We start from the raw sequence: 19,101 nt of genomic DNA, 5'->3' as shown, positions 1-19,101 counted from the left end.
TCGGGGTGTCTCAGGCGTCTGACACAGCAGGGAGTCCATCCATCGGGAGGCAACACGTGAAACGTTCCAGGCTCGTCATCGCCCTTGCTGCTCCACTCACCGCACTCGCCTGTGTCGCCGCCGGCAGCACGGCCGGGGCGGCACCGACCCTGTCCACGGCATCTTCCGGGGCCTCGGGCGTCTCGACCGCCGACGAGGCCACCCCGTCACCGCTGCGACTGACGGCGCCCCGCCTGGTCGAGGGCTACCTGTCCGGCACGCGGGTCGAGCTCGACCCGTCGCTGCGACTGGTGGCGCAGGGTGCCCCCTTCGAGATCAGGTCGAAGCGCACGGCGTACGGCGCCCCGATCGTCACCACCTGGCACCACGGGAGCGAGGTGGTCACCCTTCCCCGGCGTACGGTCACCGACTTCGCGGGCCTGCCCGGCTTCCTGCGGATGGACTTCCGCAAGGGCGGCGAACTCGTCACCACCCGCTACCGGTCCGGCTGCCTGAACAGCTGGTCCACCGAGAGGGCACACCCCGATGCCCCGCTGCGCTCGCCGTACCCCCAGAGCTGCTCGACCAGCCGCATCATGCTCGGCTCGGTGATGGGCATCCAGGAGGGCTACGCCACACGGCTCGACTCCTGGATGCGGCTGAAGCTCGCGCCGGGGCGCTACCAGGTGACGGTGGCGGTCACCGCGAAGTACCGCACCCTTTTCGGCATCCCCGCCTCGGACGGGGTGAAGACCTTCACCCTTCGGGTCAGCAAGGACGCACCCGACTACGACGATCACGAGCGTCGGACCGTCACGGCGTCGTTGCGACCAGGCACGACCGAGCCCACCAGGGCGGCAGCCGGTGCACCGGGCGAGCCCCAGCCCGACCTGCGCTCGATCCCCGCGTTCGGCATCCGGGTGGACGGCTCGGGCAACTACCTGCAGTTCTCCGCGAACGTGTGGAACGCCGGCAACAGTCCCCTCGTCGTCGACGGCTTCCGCCGGCCGAACGAGGACATCATGGACGCCTACCAGTACTTCCTGGACGCCGACGGCAACCAGGTCGGCTATCGCCTGGTCGGCACCATGGCGTGGGACAACAAGGACACCCACCAGCACTGGCACTTCCGTGACTTCGCCCGCTACCGCCTGCTCGATGCGCACAAGGTGGGCGTGGTCCGCTCGCGCAAGGAGGCGTTCTGCCTGGCCAACACCGACGCCATCGACTACACCGTCGATGGCGCCGACTGGCAGCCCGACACCACAGACCTGCACACCGCGTGCGGTGAGCGCGACTCCCTCAGCATCCGCGAGGTGCTGGCCTCGGGCTCGGGTGACACCTACGCGCAGTTCCGGGCGGGTCAGTCGTTCAGCCTGAAGGGGCTGCCCAACGGGGTCTACTACATCGCGGTCGAGGCCAACCCGGTGCACAACCTGGTCGAGAGCGACACCACGAACAACGTCGCCTACCGCAAGGTGCTCATCGGCGGACGGCTCGGTGCCCGCACGGTCAAGGTCTACCCGATGAACGTCGACTGACCCGTCGCCAGTTCCCGTTGACCCGTCGCCAGTTCTCGTTGACCCGTCGCCAGTTCTCGTGGTCCCACCGAATTCACGACGGGTCGACCGAAACTGACGACGGGTCGATCAGGACTGGCGACGGGTCGACGGAAATGAGGAACGCCGCGTCCTCCCCGACGGGAGGACGCGGCGTTCGTCGTACGACGTGCTGGCGGCGAGGGGTCAGCCCTTGCGCTGGTTGATCGCCTCGGTCAGGGCCGGGAGGACCGTGTGGAGGTCACCGACGACACCGAAGTCGACGAGCTCGAAGATCGGGGCCTCCTCGTCCTTGTTGACGGCCACGATGGTCTTCGAGGTCTGCATGCCGGCGCGGTGCTGGATCGCACCGGAGATGCCGTTGGCGACGTAGAGCTGCGGCGAGACGACCTTGCCGGTCTGGCCGACCTGGAAGGTGTGCGGCTTCCAGCCGGAGTCGACGGCGGCACGCGAGGCGCCGACGGCGGCACCGAGCGAGTCGGCGAGCGCCTCGATCGGGTCGAAGTTGCCGCCGGTGCCACGACCACCGGAGACCACGATGGCGGCCTCGGTGAGCTCGGGGCGACCGGTCGCCTCACGCGGCTGCGAGGCCACGATCTGGGCGGTCTTGGCCGCGTCGGAGATCGTCGCGGCGAACTGCTCGACGGCACCGGCACCGGCCACCTCCTCGGGGGCAGCCGAGTTGGGCTTGACCGTGATGATCGGCGTGCCCTTGGCGACCTTGGCCTGCACGGTGAACGAACCGGCGAAGACCGACTGGGTGGTGACCCCGCCGTCGGTGACGTCGGTCGCGTCGGTGATGACACCCGACTCGATCTTGATCGCCAGGCGACCGGCGATCTCCTTGCCCTCGGCGGAGGACGGGATCAGGATCGCACCGGGCGAGGCCTGGGCGGCGATCTGGGCGAGCACCTCGGCCTTGGGGGCCACGAGGTAGCCCTTGATCTCGGCGTCGTCGACGACGTAGACCTTCTCGGCACCGAACTTCTTCAGCGCCTCGACGGGGGCCTCACCGGAGCCGATGAAGACGGCCGACGGCTCGCCGAGGCGGCGGGCGATCGTCAGGAGCTCGTTGGTGGTCTTGCGGACGTTGCCGTCGACGTGGTCGACGAGTACCAGGATTTCAGACATGTTCAGGCTCCTCAGATGAACTTCTTGGAGGCGAGGAAGTCGGCCAGCGCCTTGGCGCCCGAGCCGTCCTCGTCGGTCACGATCTCGCCGGCGGTGCGCGGCGGGCGGGCCGTGGTCTCCTCGACCGTGGTCCAGGCGGCATCGAGGCCGACCTGGCCGGCGTCGACACCGAGGTCGGCCAGCGTGTAGGTCTCCAGCGGCTTCTTCTTCGCCGCCATGATGCCCTTGAACGACGGGTAGCGGGCCTCACCGGTCTGGTCGGTGACCGACAGCAGGACGGGCAGCGTGGCACCGATGACCTCGGTGGCGGCGTCGCCGTCGCGCTTGGCACGGATCTGGTCGCCCTGGGTCTCGACGACCGAGGCGAAGGTGACCTGCGGCAGGCCGAGGCGCTCGGCGAGCATCGCGGGGACGAGGCTGGTGCCGGCGTCGGTGGAGGCCATGCCGGTGACGACGAGGTCGGCAGCGCCGTTGCCCTCGGCGATCTTCTCGATCGCCTTGGCGAGGATCAGCGAGGTCGCGACGGCGTCGGAGCCGGCGATCGCGTCGTCGGTCACCAGGACACCCTGGTCGACACCCATCTGGAGGGCCTTGCGGACGGCGTCGGTGGCCTTCTCGGGGCCGATCGAGAGAGCGGTCACGGTGACGTCGTCGCCGGACTTCTCCTTGATCTGGAGTGCCTGCTCGACGGCGTACTCGTCGAGCTCGGACAGGAGCCCGTCGACGCCGACGCGGTCGACGGTGTTGTCCGACTCGAACCGCCGGTCGGCGGTGGCGTCGGGGACATGCTTCACGAGGACAACAATGTTCATGGTGGCGCGGCCTGGTCGGCCCCTCCTGTGCAAGTGGATACGACACGCCGCGGCTGCGGCGAGAACGATTGTGCTGTGAGGTTACCGGGTGGTCGCGGCGTGACGGAACAGCGTCCACGGCGAGATAACTCACAACCGACGCGCCGTACGACGTCCGCCGTGACTTCACGCAACGGTGGAGAGCACTGACTGCAGCGACCTTCACCGAATCCGGGTTCGGGGATGGCAGTGTCGGGTGTGAGGAGACACACCGAAGAGGCCCGGCACGTGGCACACACGATCCACACACCGGGCCTTCGGCTCGTCAGCGCCCCACGGCGCTGCGTCGTACGGTCAGGGGCGGATGACCTTGTCGAGCACCTTGCCGATGACCAGCCACACCACCGCGCCGATGCCCCAGTTGAAGAGGGCGTTCTTGATCTCGGCGTTCTTGCCGGTGAACTCCTTGATGCCGTTCTCCAGGCTGAAGATGCCGAGGTCGAGTCGGCCGGCCCAGTCGCGCACGAACTCGACGAGCCCGTTGTCGGCGTTGGCCTTGAGCGCATAGGTCAGGGCGCCGAGCGCCAGGATCAGCGCGAACACGGCGCACAGCAGCCACACGACCTGGGCGACCCGGGTGCGCACTGACCCGAGGCTGATCTCGATCGGTGCCTTGCGCGAAGAGGGCTTCTCCTCGGCCTTGCCCTTGGTCTTGTCCTGGTTCTCGGCCACTACCGATCCCTTCGTTGGTCTCAACTCTCCAGCACGAACATTAGGGTCAACGCGCCGTCGGTGCAGGAGTCACGCGCCGCGGAACTCCGCCTTGCCGGGGCCGTTCTCCACGAACGACGACATCCCGATGGTGCGGTCCTCGGTGGCGAAGAGCGCTGCGAACTGCGCCCGCTCGATCTCGAGGCCGGTCTCGAGGTCGACCTCGAGTCCGCGGTCGATGGCCTCCTTGGCCGCGCGGACGGCGTACGACGCGGCGCCGGCGAACTGCGCGGCCCACTTCACGGCCTCGGCGTACACCTCGTCGGCGGGGACGACGCGGTCGACGAGGCCGATGGCCAGCGCCTCGTCGGCCTTCACGAACCGGCCGGTGAAGATGAGGTCCTTGGCCTTGCTCGGGCCGATCAGGCGGGTCAGTCGCTGGGTGCCACCGGCGCCCGGGATGATGCCGAGGAGGATCTCGGGCTGGCCCAGGGTGGCGTTGTCGGCGGCGATGCGCACGTCGGCGCAGAGGGCCAGCTCGCAGCCACCGCCGAGGGCGTAGCCGGTGACCGCGGCGACGACCGGCTTGGGGATCTTCGCCACGGCCGTGAACGCGGACTGCAGCCCACCGGAGCGGTCGACCATCTCCGTGTAGGACATGTCGGCCATCTCCTTGACGTCGGCGCCGGCGGCGAAGACGCGCTCGCCGCCGTAGACGACCACGGCCTTGACGTCAGCGCGTGCCGTGGCCTCGGCGGCGGCGGCCCGGATCTCCTCCTGGACCTGCTTGTTCAACGCGTTCATCTTGGGTCGGTCGAGGCGGATGGTGGCGACGCCGTCGGCCACCTCGAGCCGGACGAATTCGCTGGTGCCGGCGGTCTCGTTGGTGCCCATGTGCGGTTGCAACTCCTGACGTGGTTCGGGTGACGGATGCGACTCTAGTGGGCGGGCTCGTGGACAATGTCGCGGGTGACTCCCGGAATCTGGACCCACCCAGGGCAACACGCCGCCGTGTGGCCTGGGCGCAACTACCCCCTCGGCGCCACCTGGTCGGCGGAGGCGACGAACTTCGCCGTCCACGCGCCGGCCGCGACCGGCGTGACCGTGTGCCTCTTCGACGAGCACGGCGGTGAGAAGCGCCATGCACTGACGGAGCAGTCCCTGGGCATCTGGCACGGAGCCATCCCGGGCGTGCCGGTCGGCACGTTGTACGGCTACCGCGTCGACGGGCCGTGGCACCCCGAGTCGGGGCTGCGGTTCAACCCGGCACAGCTTCTGCTCGACCCCTTCGCCCGTGCGGTCTCCGGGGCGGTCACGCATGATCCGGCAATCTATGCGCACCAGCTCGAGGCGCCCGACGAACGCAACGACACCGACTCCTCGCCGTACGTCCCGCGCAGTGTCGTGGTGCACGACGACTTCGACTGGGGCGGCGACGCACCCATGCACCGCCGCTGGCGCGACACCGTCATCTACGAGCTGCACGTCAAGGGCATGACCGCGCTGCACGACCGGGTTCCCGAGGAGCTGCGCGGCACGTACGCCGGGCTGGGCACCCCGGCGGTGACCGACTACCTCAAGGACCTCGGCGTGACCGCCGTCGAGCTGCTGCCGATCCACCAGTTCGTCTCCGAGCCCCGGCTCATGGAGAACGGTCAGGTCAACTACTGGGGCTACAACTCGATCGGTTTCTTCGCGCCGCACAACGGCTACGCCGCCTCCGGCGACCGCGGCGAGCAGGTCACCGAGTTCAAGGCCATGGTCAAGGCGCTGCACGAGGCCGGGCTCGAGGTGATCCTCGACGTCGTCTTCAACCACACCGCCGAGGGTGGCGCGCTCGGGCCGAGCCTCTCGTTCCGCGGCCTCGACGACCGCGGCACCTACCAACGGGTCCGGCCCGAGCCGAACGAGGACGACACGCCGCCGCCGTACGACGACACCTACTGGGACGTGACCGGGTGCGGCAACACGGTCGACGCCTCGAACCCGCACGTGCTGCGGCTGATCCTGGACTCGCTGCGCTACTGGGTGACCGAGATGCACGTCGACGGGTTCCGCTTCGACCTCGCCTCGGCGTTGACCCGGGTGCGGCAGGAGGTCGACATGGACTGTCACCTGCTCACCGCGATCGGCCAGGACCCGGTCCTGCGGCACGTGAAGCTGATCGCGGAGCCGTGGGACGCGTCGATGGACGGCTACCGCGTGGGCGAGTTCCCGCCGCCGTGGGTGGAGTGGAACGACCAGTACCGCGACACGATCCGCGACTTCTGGCGCGGACACTCAGCCGGCATCCGCACCGTCGCGACGCGCCTGGCAGGTTCGTCCGACCTGTACGCCGACGACGGCCGCTCGCCGTACTCGACGGTCAACTTCGTGACCGCCCACGACGGGTTCACCGTGCGCGACCTGGTCACCTACGACCACAAGCACAACGAGGCCAACGGTGAGGACAACCGCGACGGCACCGACAACAACCGCTCGTGGAACCACGGCGTCGAGGGCGAGACCGACGACGCGGAGATCGTCGCGTTGCGGCGTCGCCAGGCGGCCAACCTGATGGCGACGCTCTGCCTGTCGAACGGCACGCCGATGCTGACCGCGGGCGATGAGCGCGGGCGCACCCAGCACGGCAACAACAACGCCTACACGCACGACGACGAGACCTCCTGGATCGACTGGCGGCCCGACGACGCGTGGCTCGACGTCTACGAGGTCACCAAGGCCGCGCTGCGCCTGCGCCGCGAGCACCCGGCGCTGCGCCAGCGCCACTGGTTCGAGGGACGTCCGGCGATCAAGGACGGGCCGAAGGACCTTGCCTGGCTGCACCCGTCCGGACGCGAGATGACCGCCGACGACTGGTTCGACGAGTCACTCGCGGTGATCGGCATGTTCGTCTCGGGGGCACCGCTGCGCTCCCCCGGCCCCCGCGGCGAGCAGCAGGTCGACCGGTCCTTCATGATCTGGCTCAACGGCTCGGGCGACAGTGTCACCTTCACGTTGCCCGAGAACGAGTGGGTGCAGAGCGGCGAGGTCGTGCTCTCCACCGACCCCGATCAACCCCCGGGCGCCGCGGTGAAGGCCGGTGGCGCGATCGAGCTGGGCGCCCACTCCGTCGTCGTGCTCCGCCAGACCTGAGCCCCGAGGCTGAGACTCACTGGCCGTCGCACTGCTCGCGGAGGTCCTCGAGTGCCTCGTCGGCCTCGTCCATGTCGTTGCTCATGATGCCGCGCATGATGCGCTCCCCGGACTTGGCGAAGCCGGAGTCCTCACCCTCGGCAGCACGCGCATGACTGCCGATCGCCAGCAGCCGGTCGGCTTTGGTCGCGTCGAACTCGTCGAGCATCTCCTTGACGGACTCGTCATCGGGAAGCGCGTCGATGGACGTGCACGCGAGCTCGATGTCCGTCTCGGGGGCGGCGAAGGCGACCCGGCCGATCAGCAGGCCCACCCCCACCGCGAGGATCACACCGGCCAGGACCAGGACCATTCGACGATTGCCAGGAGAAGCATCCATGGCGCCCACGCTAACAACGTTTGACCCCGTGACCGCGGGGCGGAAGGATCAGCGACCGTGACCCAGTGGCTCCGGTTGACCCGTCAGCACCCGTCGGCCGTCCTGCTGTTCGTGCAGCTGCTCGGCATCGTGGCCTACCCGTTCCTCGGGGAGGCGCCGGTGGGACGGGCCGTGTTCGGCACGTTTGCCCTTGTGGTGCTGGCGATTGCGGTGATGGCGATCCGGATGACCCCGGCGCTCAGCTGGGTGGCCGTGCTGCTGGGCGGGCCGGTGATCGTGTTGACCGTCCTCGAGGCCACCTCGCCCGACAACGAGGCGTTCGCGCTGTGGTCGGCGGTCTTCCACGCCGCGTTCTACTTCTACACGGCGTTCGCGCTGATCCGTTACATGTTCTCCGACACCGTGGTCACCACCGACGAGGTCTTCGCGACCGGGGCCACCTTCACCGTCCTGGCATGGGCCTTCGCCTACGTGTACGCCGCCACGCAGCTCATCTGGCCCGACTCGTTCAACGCCGCGGTCAACACTGCCGACCCGCGCTCGTGGACCGAGCTGCTGTTCCTCTCGGTCACCACGCTGACCAGCACCGGGCTCTCCGACATCACGCCGATCCGGCCGCACGCGCGCTCGTTCGTGATGATCGAGCAGATCGCCGGCATGCTCTACCTCGCCCTGGTGGTGGCCCGCATCATGGCGCTGCTGTCGGCCCGCGCGACCCGGCTGAGTGCCTCGCACGAGGAGGTTCGCGCCGAAGCATGGACGCCGGAGCCCGACGACGACCGGGCCGAGGGCTCGGGCACCGACGCAGCGCCGTCCTGAACGGGCCTTGCGAGTGGGCTTCCCCGGCGTTGCCGATGGCATCGACGTCGTGGGCGCGCACCGGTCCGATTCCTTCCAGCTCCGACGAGATCTCGTGCATCGGCCCGGACACGAGCTTCAGCTTGAGGTCGGCGGCGGTTCGGCGGGCGGATCCTCGGGGGCGAACCGGTCGAGCATGACCGAGACGCCGACCGCTGCCTCCCGGGCACTGGGGGTGAACCCGAGGACGACAGGCAGGAAGCGGTCCGACAGCAGGGCCCACAATCGGGCGTCGGTCGCGGCCACCACCGTCGCCGTGCGGGGCGTGCGCCGCAACAGCGCTATCTCGCCGAAGCCCTCTCCCGGGCCGAGGGTGGCCACCACGGCCCCGTCGCCGACCACCTGGACCTCGCCCACCTCGATCACGTAGTACCGGTCCCCGAGGTCACCCTGGGAGAAGACCACGTGGCCCGCCGGCACGTCGAGCGGCTCCAGACCCCGGGCCAGTTGCTCGACGGAGGGCAGCGGCAGCGTCCGCAGCATCGCCACTCGCTGGAGGAGCTCGACGTCGTGGTCGTGCTCCCCCACCGTGCCGTCGAGGAGTCGCAGCCGTCGCCACGCGAGCATCGCCAGGACGGGACACACGAGACCGATGCCGACCAGTGCGGAGCGTGGGCCGGAGATCGCGACCACCCAGGACGCGGCCACCGCCCCGATCCCGATGAACACCGCGACCAGACTCTCCAGGACCCCGAACACCCGGGCCAGCACCTCGTCGGGCGCCAGCCGGCCGAGCAGGGTGAAGCCCGCCACGTCGATCAACGCGTTGCCGACGCCGACGAAGGCCACGAGGAAGAGGGCCGGCCACTCCTCGGGGAAGACCCCGACGAGCGCGAGCGGGAGCCCCCACAGTGCGACGCCCACCGCGAACCAGGCGCCCAGCCTGCGAGTGCCGACCAGCAGCGAGGCTGCCAGGGAGCCGAGCACGGCACCCACGCCGACGGCCGCCATCAACGTGCCGACCCCGGCGTCTCCCGTGCCGAGCAGCTCGAGGGGAACCACCACCGAGAGCACGGTCAACGCACCCCGGGTGAAGGACTGGGCCGCGGCGAGACCGAGGATCAGGGCCAGGTCGGCGTTGCGGAGCACCGCACGCACTCCCTCAGCGGCCTCCCGGACGAGCCGAGGCCGGGCCGCTGCCGAGGGTCGGGGCGGGGCGTCGTACGACAGCCGGAGCAGGAGCCCGGCAGCCCACAGGGACGAGGCTGCCGCCATGGCGAACACCACGGCCACGTCGGTGAGTCCGAGCAGCACCGCCGCCAGGAGCGGGCCCACCAAGGTGGCGGCGGAGTCGAGGAAGCCTCGGACCACGTTGGCACTGGCCAGCTCGTGCCCAGTGTGGCACAACGAGGGCAGCAACGCGGAGTGTGCCGGCCGGAAGAGGGTCGCCGCGATCGTCGACAGCACAGCCAGGACGTAGATCACGACGGGCGGGCCCGCGAGTGCGGCAACGACTGCCGCTCCGGCGGTCGCGACACCCCGCACCGTCGACACCACGATCAGGACCCGTTCGCGACGTCCGCGGTCGGCGAGGGGCGACAGGAGCGGGGCGATGAGCGCGGAGGGCGCCATCCGCAGGAGCCCGACCAGACCCACCGCGGTCGCGCCACCGTCGCGGTAGGCGACGATGCCGAGGGCCACCGTGAAGGCCCACTCGGCGGTCCAGGCACCGAGGAAGCTCAGCTGGGCCCGGCGCAGGTCGGGGTTGCGGGCGTTGCTGGTGAACGCCGCAGCGGCGCCGGCCAGCCGGTTGCGACCCGCAGAGTCCCTCACGGACCGACTGTAGGTCCGCTCCGTCACCGTCGGTGCCGGAACGCCCCGATCAACCGGGAGGGCCGACTCAGGGCAGGGCGACCAGTCCGAGCTCGGCGGGCGACGCCAACAGGTCGTGGCGCGGCAGGATGCGAACCGAGTAGCCGAACGGGCCGGGCCGCTCCAGCGTGACCGCTCCGTCGAACCGGTGCCGGCCGCCGTCGTACGACGCCACCGGCTGCAGGGACTCCCCCACGGTGTCGGCCAGCGTGTCGTCAGCGGCGATCGTGCCGTGCACCAGCTGCACGTCGACGTCCTCGGGGGCGAGGCCACCCAGCGACACGAACGCGTGCACCGACAGGCGCGAGCCGACCTCGGGTGAGTCGGCGACGTCGTGGGACTCGACGTGCTCGACCCGCACCCCGGGCCACGCGGAACGCACCCGTTGCTTCCACTCCGCGAAGGCCGCTGCGCGCGCGTGGTCCGTGAGCTCACGCGCGGTGCCGACCGCCGGGGCGTAGAGCTGCTCGACGTAGTCGCGCACCATGCGGCTCGAGAGCACCTTCGGGCCCAACGACTTGAGCGTGTGGCGCACCATCTCGATCCAGCGCGAGGGCACGCCGTCGTCGTCGAGGTCGTAGAAGCGCGGCGCGATCTCCTCCTCGATCAGTGTGTAGAGGGCACCGGCCTCGAGGTCGTCGCGACGGTCGGGATCGTCGATGCCGTCGGCGGACGGGATCGACCAGCCGTTGCGGCCGTCGTACCACTCGTCCCACCAGCCGTCGAGGATCGAGAGGTTGAGGCCACCGTTGAGCGCAGCCTTCATGCCCGACGTACCGCAGGCCTCGTAGGGACGCAGCGGGTTGTTGAGCCACACGTCGCAGCCCGGGTAGAGCGGCTGCGCCATGGCGATGTCGTAGTTGGGCAGGAACACGATGCGGTGCCGCACCTCGGGGTCGTCGGCGAACCTGACGATCTCCTGGATCAGCTTCTTGCCACCGTCGTCGGCGGGGTGCGACTTGCCGGCGATGACCAGCTGGATCGGGCGGTCCGGGTCGAGCAGCAGCCGCTTGAGGCGCTCCGGTTCGCGAAGCATCAGGGTCAGCCGCTTGTACGACGGCACCCGGCGCGCGAACCCGATGGTCAGGACGTCGGGGTCGAGCGCCTCGTCGACCCAGCCGAGCTCGGCCTCGGCGGCGCCCCGGTGCTCCCACGAGGCGCGCAGCCTGCGGCGGGCGTCCTCGACCAGTCGCTCACGCAGCAGCCGCTTGACCCTCCAGATGTCGGTCGAGGCGACGCGGTCGACGACGTCCCACGCGCCGGGACTGTCGGTGGAGACCTCGCCACCCACGGCCGAGCCCAGCTCGAAGACCTCGCGGGCCACCCAGGTCGGGGCGTGGACGCCGTTGGTGATCGACCCGATCGGCACGTCTGTCTCGTCGAAGCCCGGCCACAAGCCGTTGAACATGCCGCGTGAGACGTGGCCGTGCAGCTGCGAGACGCCGTTGGCCCGCTGGGCCAGCCGGAAGCCCATCACCGCCATGTTGAACACACCCGGGTCGCCGCCCTCGTAGTCCTCAGCGCCCAGGGCGAGCACACGGTCGGACGGTACGCCCGGCACAGCGCCGCCGCCGTTGTCTCCCGAGCCGCCGAAGTACTGCGCGATCAGGTCGATCGGGAAGCGGTCGATGCCGGCCGGGACGGGCGTGTGCGTGGTGAAGACGGTGCCGGCCCTCGAGACCTCGAGTGCCGTGTCGAAGTCGAGCCGTGGCCCGGCCTCATCGACGGTGAGCTCGCGGATCCGCTCGAGGCCGAGGAAACCCGCGTGGCCCTCGTTGGTGTGGAACACCTCGGGTGCCGGGGCTCCGGTCAGCCGTGAATGGGCCCGCAACGCCTTGACCCCACCGATGCCGAGCAGGAGCTCCTGGAGGAGGCGGTGCTCGCTGGTGCCGCCGTACAGGCGATCGGTGACGGTGCGCAGGTGCTCCGCGTTCGCCTCGGTGTCGGCGTCCAGCATCAGCAGCGGCACCCGCCCGACGCGCGCCACCCAGACGCGGGCGTGCAGCGGGTCGTCGCCCGGGAGCGGAACCGTGACCGAGGCCGGTTCGCCGTCCGCCTCGCGCAGCAGCGAGATGGGCAGGCCGTTGGGGTCGAGGACCGGATAGGTCTCCTCCTGCCAGCCCTCGCGGGACAGGTGCTGGCGGAAGTAGCCGTGTCGGTAGAGCAGGCCGACGCCGACGATCGGGACGCCGAGGTCGGAGGCCGTCTTCAGGTGGTCGCCGGCGAGGATGCCGAGGCCGCCGGAGTACTGCGGCAGCACCGCGGTGATGCCGAACTCGGGAGAGAAGTAGGCGATCGACGTGGGCCAGGTGCCCTCCGTGGCCGCGGTCTTCTGGAACCAGCGGTCGCCGGTGAGGTACGTCGTGAGGTCGGCATGCACCGCCCCCATCTCGCCCAGGAACGAGTCGTCGGCCGCCAGCTCGTCGAGGCGCGCGGGCGGGACCGCGCCCAGCAACCTGACCGGGTCGTGGTGGACCGACTCCCACAGCTCGGCGTCAACGGCCCGGAAGAGGTCCTGGGTCGCGGGGTGCCAGGCCCAACGCAGGTTGGTGGACAGCTCCCCGAGCGGGTGCAGCGCCTCGGGCAGGACGGGCTGGACGGTGAACCTTCGGATCGCACGCATGGCCTGACGCTAGCCCACGGCACAACCGCCACCTCTCGGACAAATCAGCGTTCTACTTCCAGAGTTTCGACATCTGTTCCAGAATGTAAAGACAACCCTGGGGAGGGAGAAGAATGGCAGACACTGTCATGCAGGAAAACGGGCTCGAGGGCAGGGAGACTGCCCCGCTCGTCTCATTGGTGCTGGTCGTGCTCGGCCTGCTCTCGGCCGTGGTGGGCCTGGTGCTCTTCGCCGGCAGCGAGCAGACCGGCAAGAGCTTCGCGTGGGAGTTCGCGAGCCCGGTGACAGCCGCACTGATCGGCGCGGGCTTCCTCGGCGCAGTGCCGATGATGCTGGGTGCCGCGATGCGCGACCACTGGGAGGAGGTCCGGATCGCCGTGCTGCCCGCACTCTTGCTGGTCAGCGGGCTCCTCGTCGTCACCGTGATGCACCTGGGCGAGACCCGGGTCGGTGGCGGACCGGTGATCGCCTACGTGCTCTCACTCGGCTGGCTCGCGGCGATGGCTGCCCTGCCGTTCGCCATCCTGGCTGCCCTGGCCGCGCAGTCCCGTGAACCCGCACTGCCGATGGAGCGCCGCTTCCCGATCCCGCGTTGGGCGTTGCCGGCCATCGCCGTCGAGGGAGCGTCCGGTCTCGGTCTCGGGCTGGCCCTCCTCGTCGAACCGGGCTGGTGGATCCCGATGCTGCCGTGGGACCTGCAGGTCGTCGACGCCCGCGCACTCGGCGTGTGGGGGCTCGTCCTGGGTGTCGCCCTGCTCCAGGCGCTGGTCGAGGACGACCTCGACCGGGTGCGCCCGGGCCTGGCCGGGGTGATGATGATCGGCGCCCTCGGGCTGGCCGCGCTGGCCTGGCACCACGGGTCGATCACCAGTCAGGGCTGGCCGACGATCGCAGCGGTCGCCCTGGTCGGCGGGATGTTCCTCACCGGCCTGGTCGGGCTCGTGCTGCACCGCCGGGCGGTCCGGGAGCAAGCGGTTCCGACAGCGGTCTGACCCGGGTCGCCCTGCCGTTTGCTTGTGGCGGGGCGATCCGGAAGTCTGGGGCCCATGGTCGGACGCATACCCGTGATGGACGTGACCCCGGTCGTGGACCTGGGCCGCCAGCCCGCCAAGGCCACCCTTGACGAGCCGTTCCCGGTGACCGCCTCGGTCTTCCGCGAGGGCCACGACAAGCTCGGCGCCGAGGTGGTGCTCACCGATCCTGCCGGCGTACGACGCCCGCCGGTGCGGATGACCCTCGACCCTGACGTGCCCGACCGCTGGACGGCTTGGGTGACCCCCGACCGCGAGGGTCCGTGGACCTTCGAGGTGCACGCGTGGTCCGACCCGGTCGCCACGTGGCAGCACGCGGCCGACATCAAGATCCCCGCCGACATCGACACCGAGCTGATGTTCATGGAGGGACGACTGCTCCTCGAGCGGGTGCTGGCTGCCGTGCCCGCGACCGACCGCGCCACCCGCGACCTTGTCGGTTCCGCACTCAAGGCCACCACCGACACGAGCCGGCCGGTCGCGGCGCGGCTCGCCGTGCTCCAGTCGCCCGAGCTCCGGGCCGCCCTCGTCGACCACCCGCTGCGCGACCTGGTCACCGTCGAGGGCCCCTACGCGGCGTACGCCGACCGCCGTCGCGCCCTCTACGGCAGCTGGTACGAGTTCTTCCCACGTTCCGAGGGCGCCACCCTCGACCCGTTGACCGGCACGGTCACCACCGGCACGTTCCAGACCGCGGCGAAGCGCCTCGACGCGGTCGCCGACATGGGCTTCGACGTGGTCTACCTGCCGCCGATCCACCCGATCGGCGAGGTCAACCGCAAGGGACCCAACAACACGCTGACCCCCGGACCCGACGACGTGGGTTCGCCGTGGGCGATCGGCTCGAAGGACGGCGGCCACGACGCCGTCCACCCCGACCTCGGCACGATCGACGACTTCGACGCCTTCGTCGCCCGCGCCGGCGAGCTCGGCATCGAGGTGGCGCTCGACCTGGCGCTGCAGGCTGCCCCCGACCACCCGTGGGTCACGACCAACCCGGAGTGGTTCACCACTCGCGCCGACGGCACCATCGCCTACGCGGAGAACCCGCCGAAGAAGTACCAGGACATCTACCCGATCAACTTCGACAACGACCCGACCGGCATCTACGCCGAGGTGCTCCGGGTCGTGTGCCACTGGTTGAAGCACGGCGTCCGCATCTTCCGCGTCGACAACCCGCACACCAAGCCGCTCGCCTTCTGGGAGCGCCTGCTCGCCGAGGTGCGCCGCATCGACCCGGGCGTGCTGTTCCTCTCCGAGGCCTTCACCCGGCCGGCGATGATGCACGGGCTCGGGGCGATCGGCTACCACCAGAGCTACACCTACTTCACCTGGCGCACCGGCAAGCAGGAGCTCGGCGACTACCTGCTCGAGCTGAGCCACGAGTCCAGCCACCTGATGCGGCCGAACCTCTTCGTCAACACCCCCGACATCCTCCACGCCTACCTGCAGTACGGCGGCCCGGCGGCGTTCAAGGTGCGCGCCACGGTGGCCGCACTGGGCGCCCCGAGCTGGGGCGTCTACGCCGGGTTCGAGCTCTTCGAGCACGTGGCGGTCAAGCCCGGGTCGGAGGAGTACCTCGACTCCGAGAAGTACCAGATCCGCATCCGGGACTGGGCCGCTGCCGACGAGCAGGGCCGCACCCTGGCGCCGTACATCACGAAGCTGAACGCGCTGCGGCGCGCGCACCCTGCGCTGCAGCTGCTGCGGAACGTGACCGTGCACCGCACCGACGACGACGCGATCCTCTGCTTCAGCAAGACTGCGCACATTCCGGGGGCGGGCGACGACATCGTGATCGTCGTGGTCAACCTCGACCCGCACGCGACCCGCGAGACGATGGTGCACCTCGACCTCGCTGCCCTCGGCCTCGACCCGCACGAGGCCTTCGTCGTCCACGACGAGCTCACCGACCAGACGTGGAACTGGACCGAGCACAACTACGTCCGGCTCGACCCGTCGGTCGAGCCGGCCCACATCCTGACCGTGAGGAGCCCCCGTTGACCGAGAGCCAGAGCATCGGCGAGAGCACGATCGGCGACCAACCGGAGTGGTTCAAGACCGCGGTCTTCTATGAAGTGCTGGTGCGCTCTTTCCGCGACTCCAACGGTGACGGCACCGGAGACTTCAAGGGACTGACCGAGAAGCTCGACTACCTCGAGTGGCTCGGTGTCGACTGCCTGTGGGTGCCGCCGTTCTTCACCTCGCCGCTACGCGACGGCGGGTACGACGTCGCCGACTACACCAACATCCTCCCCGAGGCGGGGTCGGTCGACGACTTCCACGAGTTCCTCGACGAGGCCCACAAGCGCGGCATCCGGGTGATCATCGACTTCGTGATGAACCACACCAGTGACGCCCACCCGTGGTTCCAGGCCAGTCGTGAGGACCCCGACGGCCCCTACGGCGACTTCTACGTGTGGTCCGACACCGACGAGCTCTACCAGGACGCGCGGGTCATCTTCGTCGACACCGAGCCGTCGAACTGGACCTGGGACCCAGTGCGCCAGCAGTACTTCTGGCACCGGTTCTTCAGCCACCAGCCCGACCTCAACTTCGACAACCCCAAGGTCCACGACGCCATGTTCGAGGCGATGGCCTTCTGGCTCGACATGGGCCTCGACGGCTTCCGCCTCGACGCGGTGCCCTACCTCTACGAACGTCCCGGCACCAACGGCGAGAACCTCCCCGAGACCCACGAGTTCCTCCGCAAGTGCCGCAGGTTCGTCGACGAGAACTACCCCGGGCGGGTGCTGCTGTGTGAGGCGAACCAGTGGCCCGCCGACGTGGTCGACTACTTCGGCAACCCCGAGGTCGGCGGCGACGAGTGCCACATGGCCTTCCACTTCCCGGTGATGCCGCGCATCTTCATGGCCGTACGGCGCGAGTCGCGCTACCCGATCTCGGAGATCCTCGAGCAGACTCCGGCGATCCCCGACTCGTGCCAGTGGGGCATCTTCCTTCGCAACCACGACGAGCTGACCCTCGAGATGGTCACTGACGACGACCGCGACTACATGTGGGACGAATACGCCAAGGACCCCCGCATGAAGGCCAACATCGGCATCCGCCGGCGGCTGGCACCCCTGCTCGACAACGACATCAACCAGATCGAGCTGTTCACCGCCCTGCTGCTCTCGTTGCCCGGCTCCCCGGTGCTCTACTACGGCGACGAGATCGGGATGGGCGACAACATCTGGCTCGGTGACCGTGACGGCGTACGCACGCCGATGCAGTGGACGCCCGACCGCAACGCCGGCTTCTCCTCGGCGACGCCCGGCAAGCTGCACCTGCCGGCGATCCAGGACCCGGTCTTCGGCTTCCAGGCGGTCAACGTCGAGTCGCAGATGGAGAACGCCTCCTCGTTGCTGCACTGGACCCGCCGCATGGTCCACGCCCGTCGCCAGCACGACGCCTTCGGGCTCGGCACGTTCCACGACCTCGGCGGGTCCAACCCGAGCGTGCTGTCCTATGCGCGCGAGCACGGCGACGACGTCATCGTCTGCGTCAACAACCTCTCCCGCTTCCCGCAGCCGGTCGAGCTCGACCTGCGACAGTGGGAGGGCCGCTCCCCCACCGAGCTCCTGGGCGGGGTGCCGTTCCCCGCGATCGGCGAGCTGCCCTACCTGCTGACCCTCGGCGGCTACGGCTTCTACTGGTTCCGCCTGCCCAAGGAGGAGACCGCACCGTGACCGTGCACGACCACCTCACCGCCTTCGTCGAGTCCGCACGGTGGTTCGGCGGCAAGGGGCGCGCGTTCACCGTCACCTCGACCCGCCGTACGGGCGTGCTCCCGGCGTCCGACGACGGCCCGAAGGTGGCCATCGACCTGGTCGAGGTGACCTACGACGACGGCGACCGTGAGCTCTACCAGGTGCCGCTGTCGTTCCGCAGCGAGGCCGACGGCCGACTCGACCACGCCCTGATCGGCACCTGGACCGACGACGACTTCGGCGACTCGTTCGTCTACGACGCCGTGCACGACCGCGACGCGATGGGCCAGTGGCTGAGCGCCTTCGCCGAGGCCGGGTCCGACGCCTCCAGCCGGCGCGACCTGCTGGTCTTCCACCGGCTGCCGGGCCACGACCTCGACCTGACCGCACACTCGACCCTGTTCAGTGGCGAGCAGTCGAACTCCTCGGTCGCCTTCGGCGAGGACTGCCTGATGAAGGTGTTCCGCAAGGTGACGCCGGGGGTGAACCCCGACATCCAGATCCACCACGTGCTCACCGAGGCCGGCTCCGACAACGTCGCCGCGCTCTACGGCTGGCTCGACACCGTCGACGAGGCCTCCGACTCGATCATCCAGCTGGCGATGCTCCAGCAGTTCCTCCGCACCGCCAGCGACGGGTGGGAGCTGGCGCAGGCGAGCGTGCGCAACCTGTACGCCGAGGCCGACCTGCACGCCGACGAGGTGGGCGGCGACTTCGCCTCCGAGAGCGAGCGGCTCGGTGCCGCCCTGGCCGAGACCCACCAGGTCCTGGCCGAGGCGTTCCCCACCGAGCAGTTCGCGGCGGCCGACGTCACGGCCCTTGGCCGGGGCATGCACGACCGGCTCACCGATGCCATCGAGATCGTGCCCGGCCTCGCCGACCACGCGCCGGCACTGCGGGCGATGTTCGACCGCTTCGGGTCGCTCGGTTCCCTCACCGTGCAGCGCATGCACGGCGACCTGCACCTCGGCCAGACGCTGCGCACGGTCAAGGGCTGGAAGATCGTCGACTTCGAGGGCGAGCCTGCCAAGCCGCTGGCCGACCGGCTGCTGCCCGATTCCGTGTGGCGCGACGTGGCCGGCATGCTCCGCTCGTTCGACTACGCCGCGGCGGTCGTCGAGCGCGCCTTCCGTGGCTCCGACGACACCGGCAACGCGCAGCGCGCGTACCGCGGCGAGGAGTGGACGCAGCGCAACCGCGACGCCTTCGTCACCGCGTACGCCGGCCGCGACCTCACCGACGACGAACGGCTGGTGCTGGCCGCCTACGAGGCCGACAAGGCCGTCTACGAATGCGTCTACGAGGCCCGCAACCGCCCCACCTGGCTGGACATCCCGCTCGCCGGGATCGCCCGGCTGACCGCCTGATCCACGCCCGAA

14 protein-coding genes are annotated in these 19,101 nt (G+C 69.8%); 7 read left to right on the top strand and 7 right to left on the bottom strand.

The window, feature by feature from the left end; translation table 11 throughout:
• Positions 1-56: 56 nt before the first annotated feature.
• Complete coding sequence (locus tag ASH02_RS03460) at positions 57-1,520, top strand: lysyl oxidase family protein (protein ID WP_156409695.1); 1,464 nt, start codon at positions 57-59, stop codon at positions 1,518-1,520.
• Between the two features lie 204 nt (positions 1,521-1,724).
• Here ASH02_RS03460 and ASH02_RS03455 read toward each other — a convergent pair whose 3' ends face one another.
• The 4 genes from ASH02_RS03455 to ASH02_RS03440 all read right to left on the bottom strand — a co-directional run bounded on the left by ASH02_RS03455 (position 1,725) and on the right by ASH02_RS03440 (position 5,065).
• Positions 1,725-2,669 (bottom strand): electron transfer flavoprotein subunit alpha/FixB family protein, encoded by a 945-nt coding sequence (locus ASH02_RS03455; RefSeq protein WP_056686572.1) that lies wholly within the window; start codon positions 2,667-2,669, stop codon positions 1,725-1,727.
• A gap of 11 nt (positions 2,670-2,680) precedes the next feature.
• Positions 2,681-3,463 (bottom strand): electron transfer flavoprotein subunit beta/FixA family protein, encoded by a 783-nt coding sequence (locus ASH02_RS03450; RefSeq protein ID WP_235530242.1) that lies wholly within the window; start codon positions 3,461-3,463, stop codon positions 2,681-2,683.
• 351 nt (positions 3,464-3,814) lie between these two features.
• Positions 3,815-4,192, bottom strand: coding sequence for a hypothetical protein (locus tag ASH02_RS03445; RefSeq protein ID WP_235530240.1), 378 nt, complete (start codon positions 4,190-4,192; stop codon positions 3,815-3,817).
• A gap of 69 nt (positions 4,193-4,261) precedes the next feature.
• On the bottom strand, positions 4,262-5,065 hold the full coding sequence (locus tag ASH02_RS03440; RefSeq protein WP_057294284.1) for an enoyl-CoA hydratase/isomerase family protein: 804 nt from the start codon (positions 5,063-5,065) through the stop codon (positions 4,262-4,264).
• 75 nt (positions 5,066-5,140) lie between these two features.
• Between ASH02_RS03440 and glgX the strand changes: the two genes are divergently transcribed.
• Positions 5,141-7,306 carry a glycogen debranching protein GlgX gene (glgX, locus tag ASH02_RS03435; protein ID WP_056686802.1) on the top strand — a complete coding sequence of 722 codons (2,166 nt, stop codon included), beginning with the start codon at positions 5,141-5,143 and terminating at the stop codon, positions 7,304-7,306.
• Positions 7,307-7,322: 16 nt separating this feature from the next.
• On the opposite strand, the gene ASH02_RS03430 is transcribed toward glgX, so the two are convergent.
• On the bottom strand, positions 7,323-7,685 hold the full coding sequence (locus tag ASH02_RS03430; RefSeq protein ID WP_156393740.1) for a hypothetical protein: 363 nt from the start codon (positions 7,683-7,685) through the stop codon (positions 7,323-7,325).
• A 57-nt stretch (positions 7,686-7,742) separates the two neighbouring features.
• Here ASH02_RS03430 and ASH02_RS03425 point away from each other — a divergent pair, with 57 nt between their 5' ends.
• The gene (locus ASH02_RS03425; protein ID WP_082620787.1) at positions 7,743-8,504 is read left to right on the top strand and encodes an ion channel; all 762 of its coding nucleotides are present in this window, start codon (positions 7,743-7,745) and stop codon (positions 8,502-8,504) included.
• 117 nt (positions 8,505-8,621) lie between these two features.
• On the opposite strand, the gene ASH02_RS03420 is transcribed toward ASH02_RS03425, so the two are convergent.
• Positions 8,622-10,316 (bottom strand): MFS transporter, encoded by a 1,695-nt coding sequence (locus tag ASH02_RS03420; protein WP_162262571.1) that lies wholly within the window; start codon positions 10,314-10,316, stop codon positions 8,622-8,624.
• Positions 10,317-10,383: 67 nt separating this feature from the next.
• Positions 10,384-12,978 (bottom strand): alpha-glucan family phosphorylase, encoded by a 2,595-nt coding sequence (gene glgP / locus ASH02_RS03415; RefSeq protein ID WP_057294282.1) that lies wholly within the window; start codon positions 12,976-12,978, stop codon positions 10,384-10,386.
• A gap of 113 nt (positions 12,979-13,091) precedes the next feature.
• Here glgP and ASH02_RS03410 point away from each other — a divergent pair, with 113 nt between their 5' ends.
• From ASH02_RS03410 to ASH02_RS03395, 4 genes are read left to right on the top strand one after another with little or no spacing between them, the layout of a single operon-like run.
• Entirely contained in the window at positions 13,092-13,970 is an 879-nt protein-coding gene (locus ASH02_RS03410) for a hypothetical protein (protein WP_057294281.1), read from the top strand.
• A 54-nt stretch (positions 13,971-14,024) separates the two neighbouring features.
• Entirely contained in the window at positions 14,025-16,013 is a 1,989-nt protein-coding gene (locus ASH02_RS03405; protein WP_057294280.1) for an alpha-1,4-glucan--maltose-1-phosphate maltosyltransferase, read from the top strand.
• Positions 16,010-17,701, top strand: a complete 1,692-nt coding sequence (treS, locus tag ASH02_RS03400; protein ID WP_056686547.1) for a maltose alpha-D-glucosyltransferase — start codon at positions 16,010-16,012, stop codon at positions 17,699-17,701. The genes ASH02_RS03405 and treS overlap by 4 nt, the downstream gene beginning before the upstream one ends.
• Entirely contained in the window at positions 17,698-19,089 is a 1,392-nt protein-coding gene (locus tag ASH02_RS03395) for a maltokinase N-terminal cap-like domain-containing protein (protein WP_056686544.1), read from the top strand. The genes treS and ASH02_RS03395 overlap by 4 nt, the downstream gene beginning before the upstream one ends.
• The last annotated feature ends 12 nt before the right edge of the window (positions 19,090-19,101 follow it).

Origin of the sequence: Nocardioides sp. Soil796, assembly GCF_001429525.1 — a bacterium.
Lineage (GTDB): Bacteria > Actinomycetota > Actinomycetes > Propionibacteriales > Nocardioidaceae > Nocardioides.
Note: the sequence above shows the minus strand (reverse complement) of the source record. Positions and strands in the feature narration are given on the sequence as shown.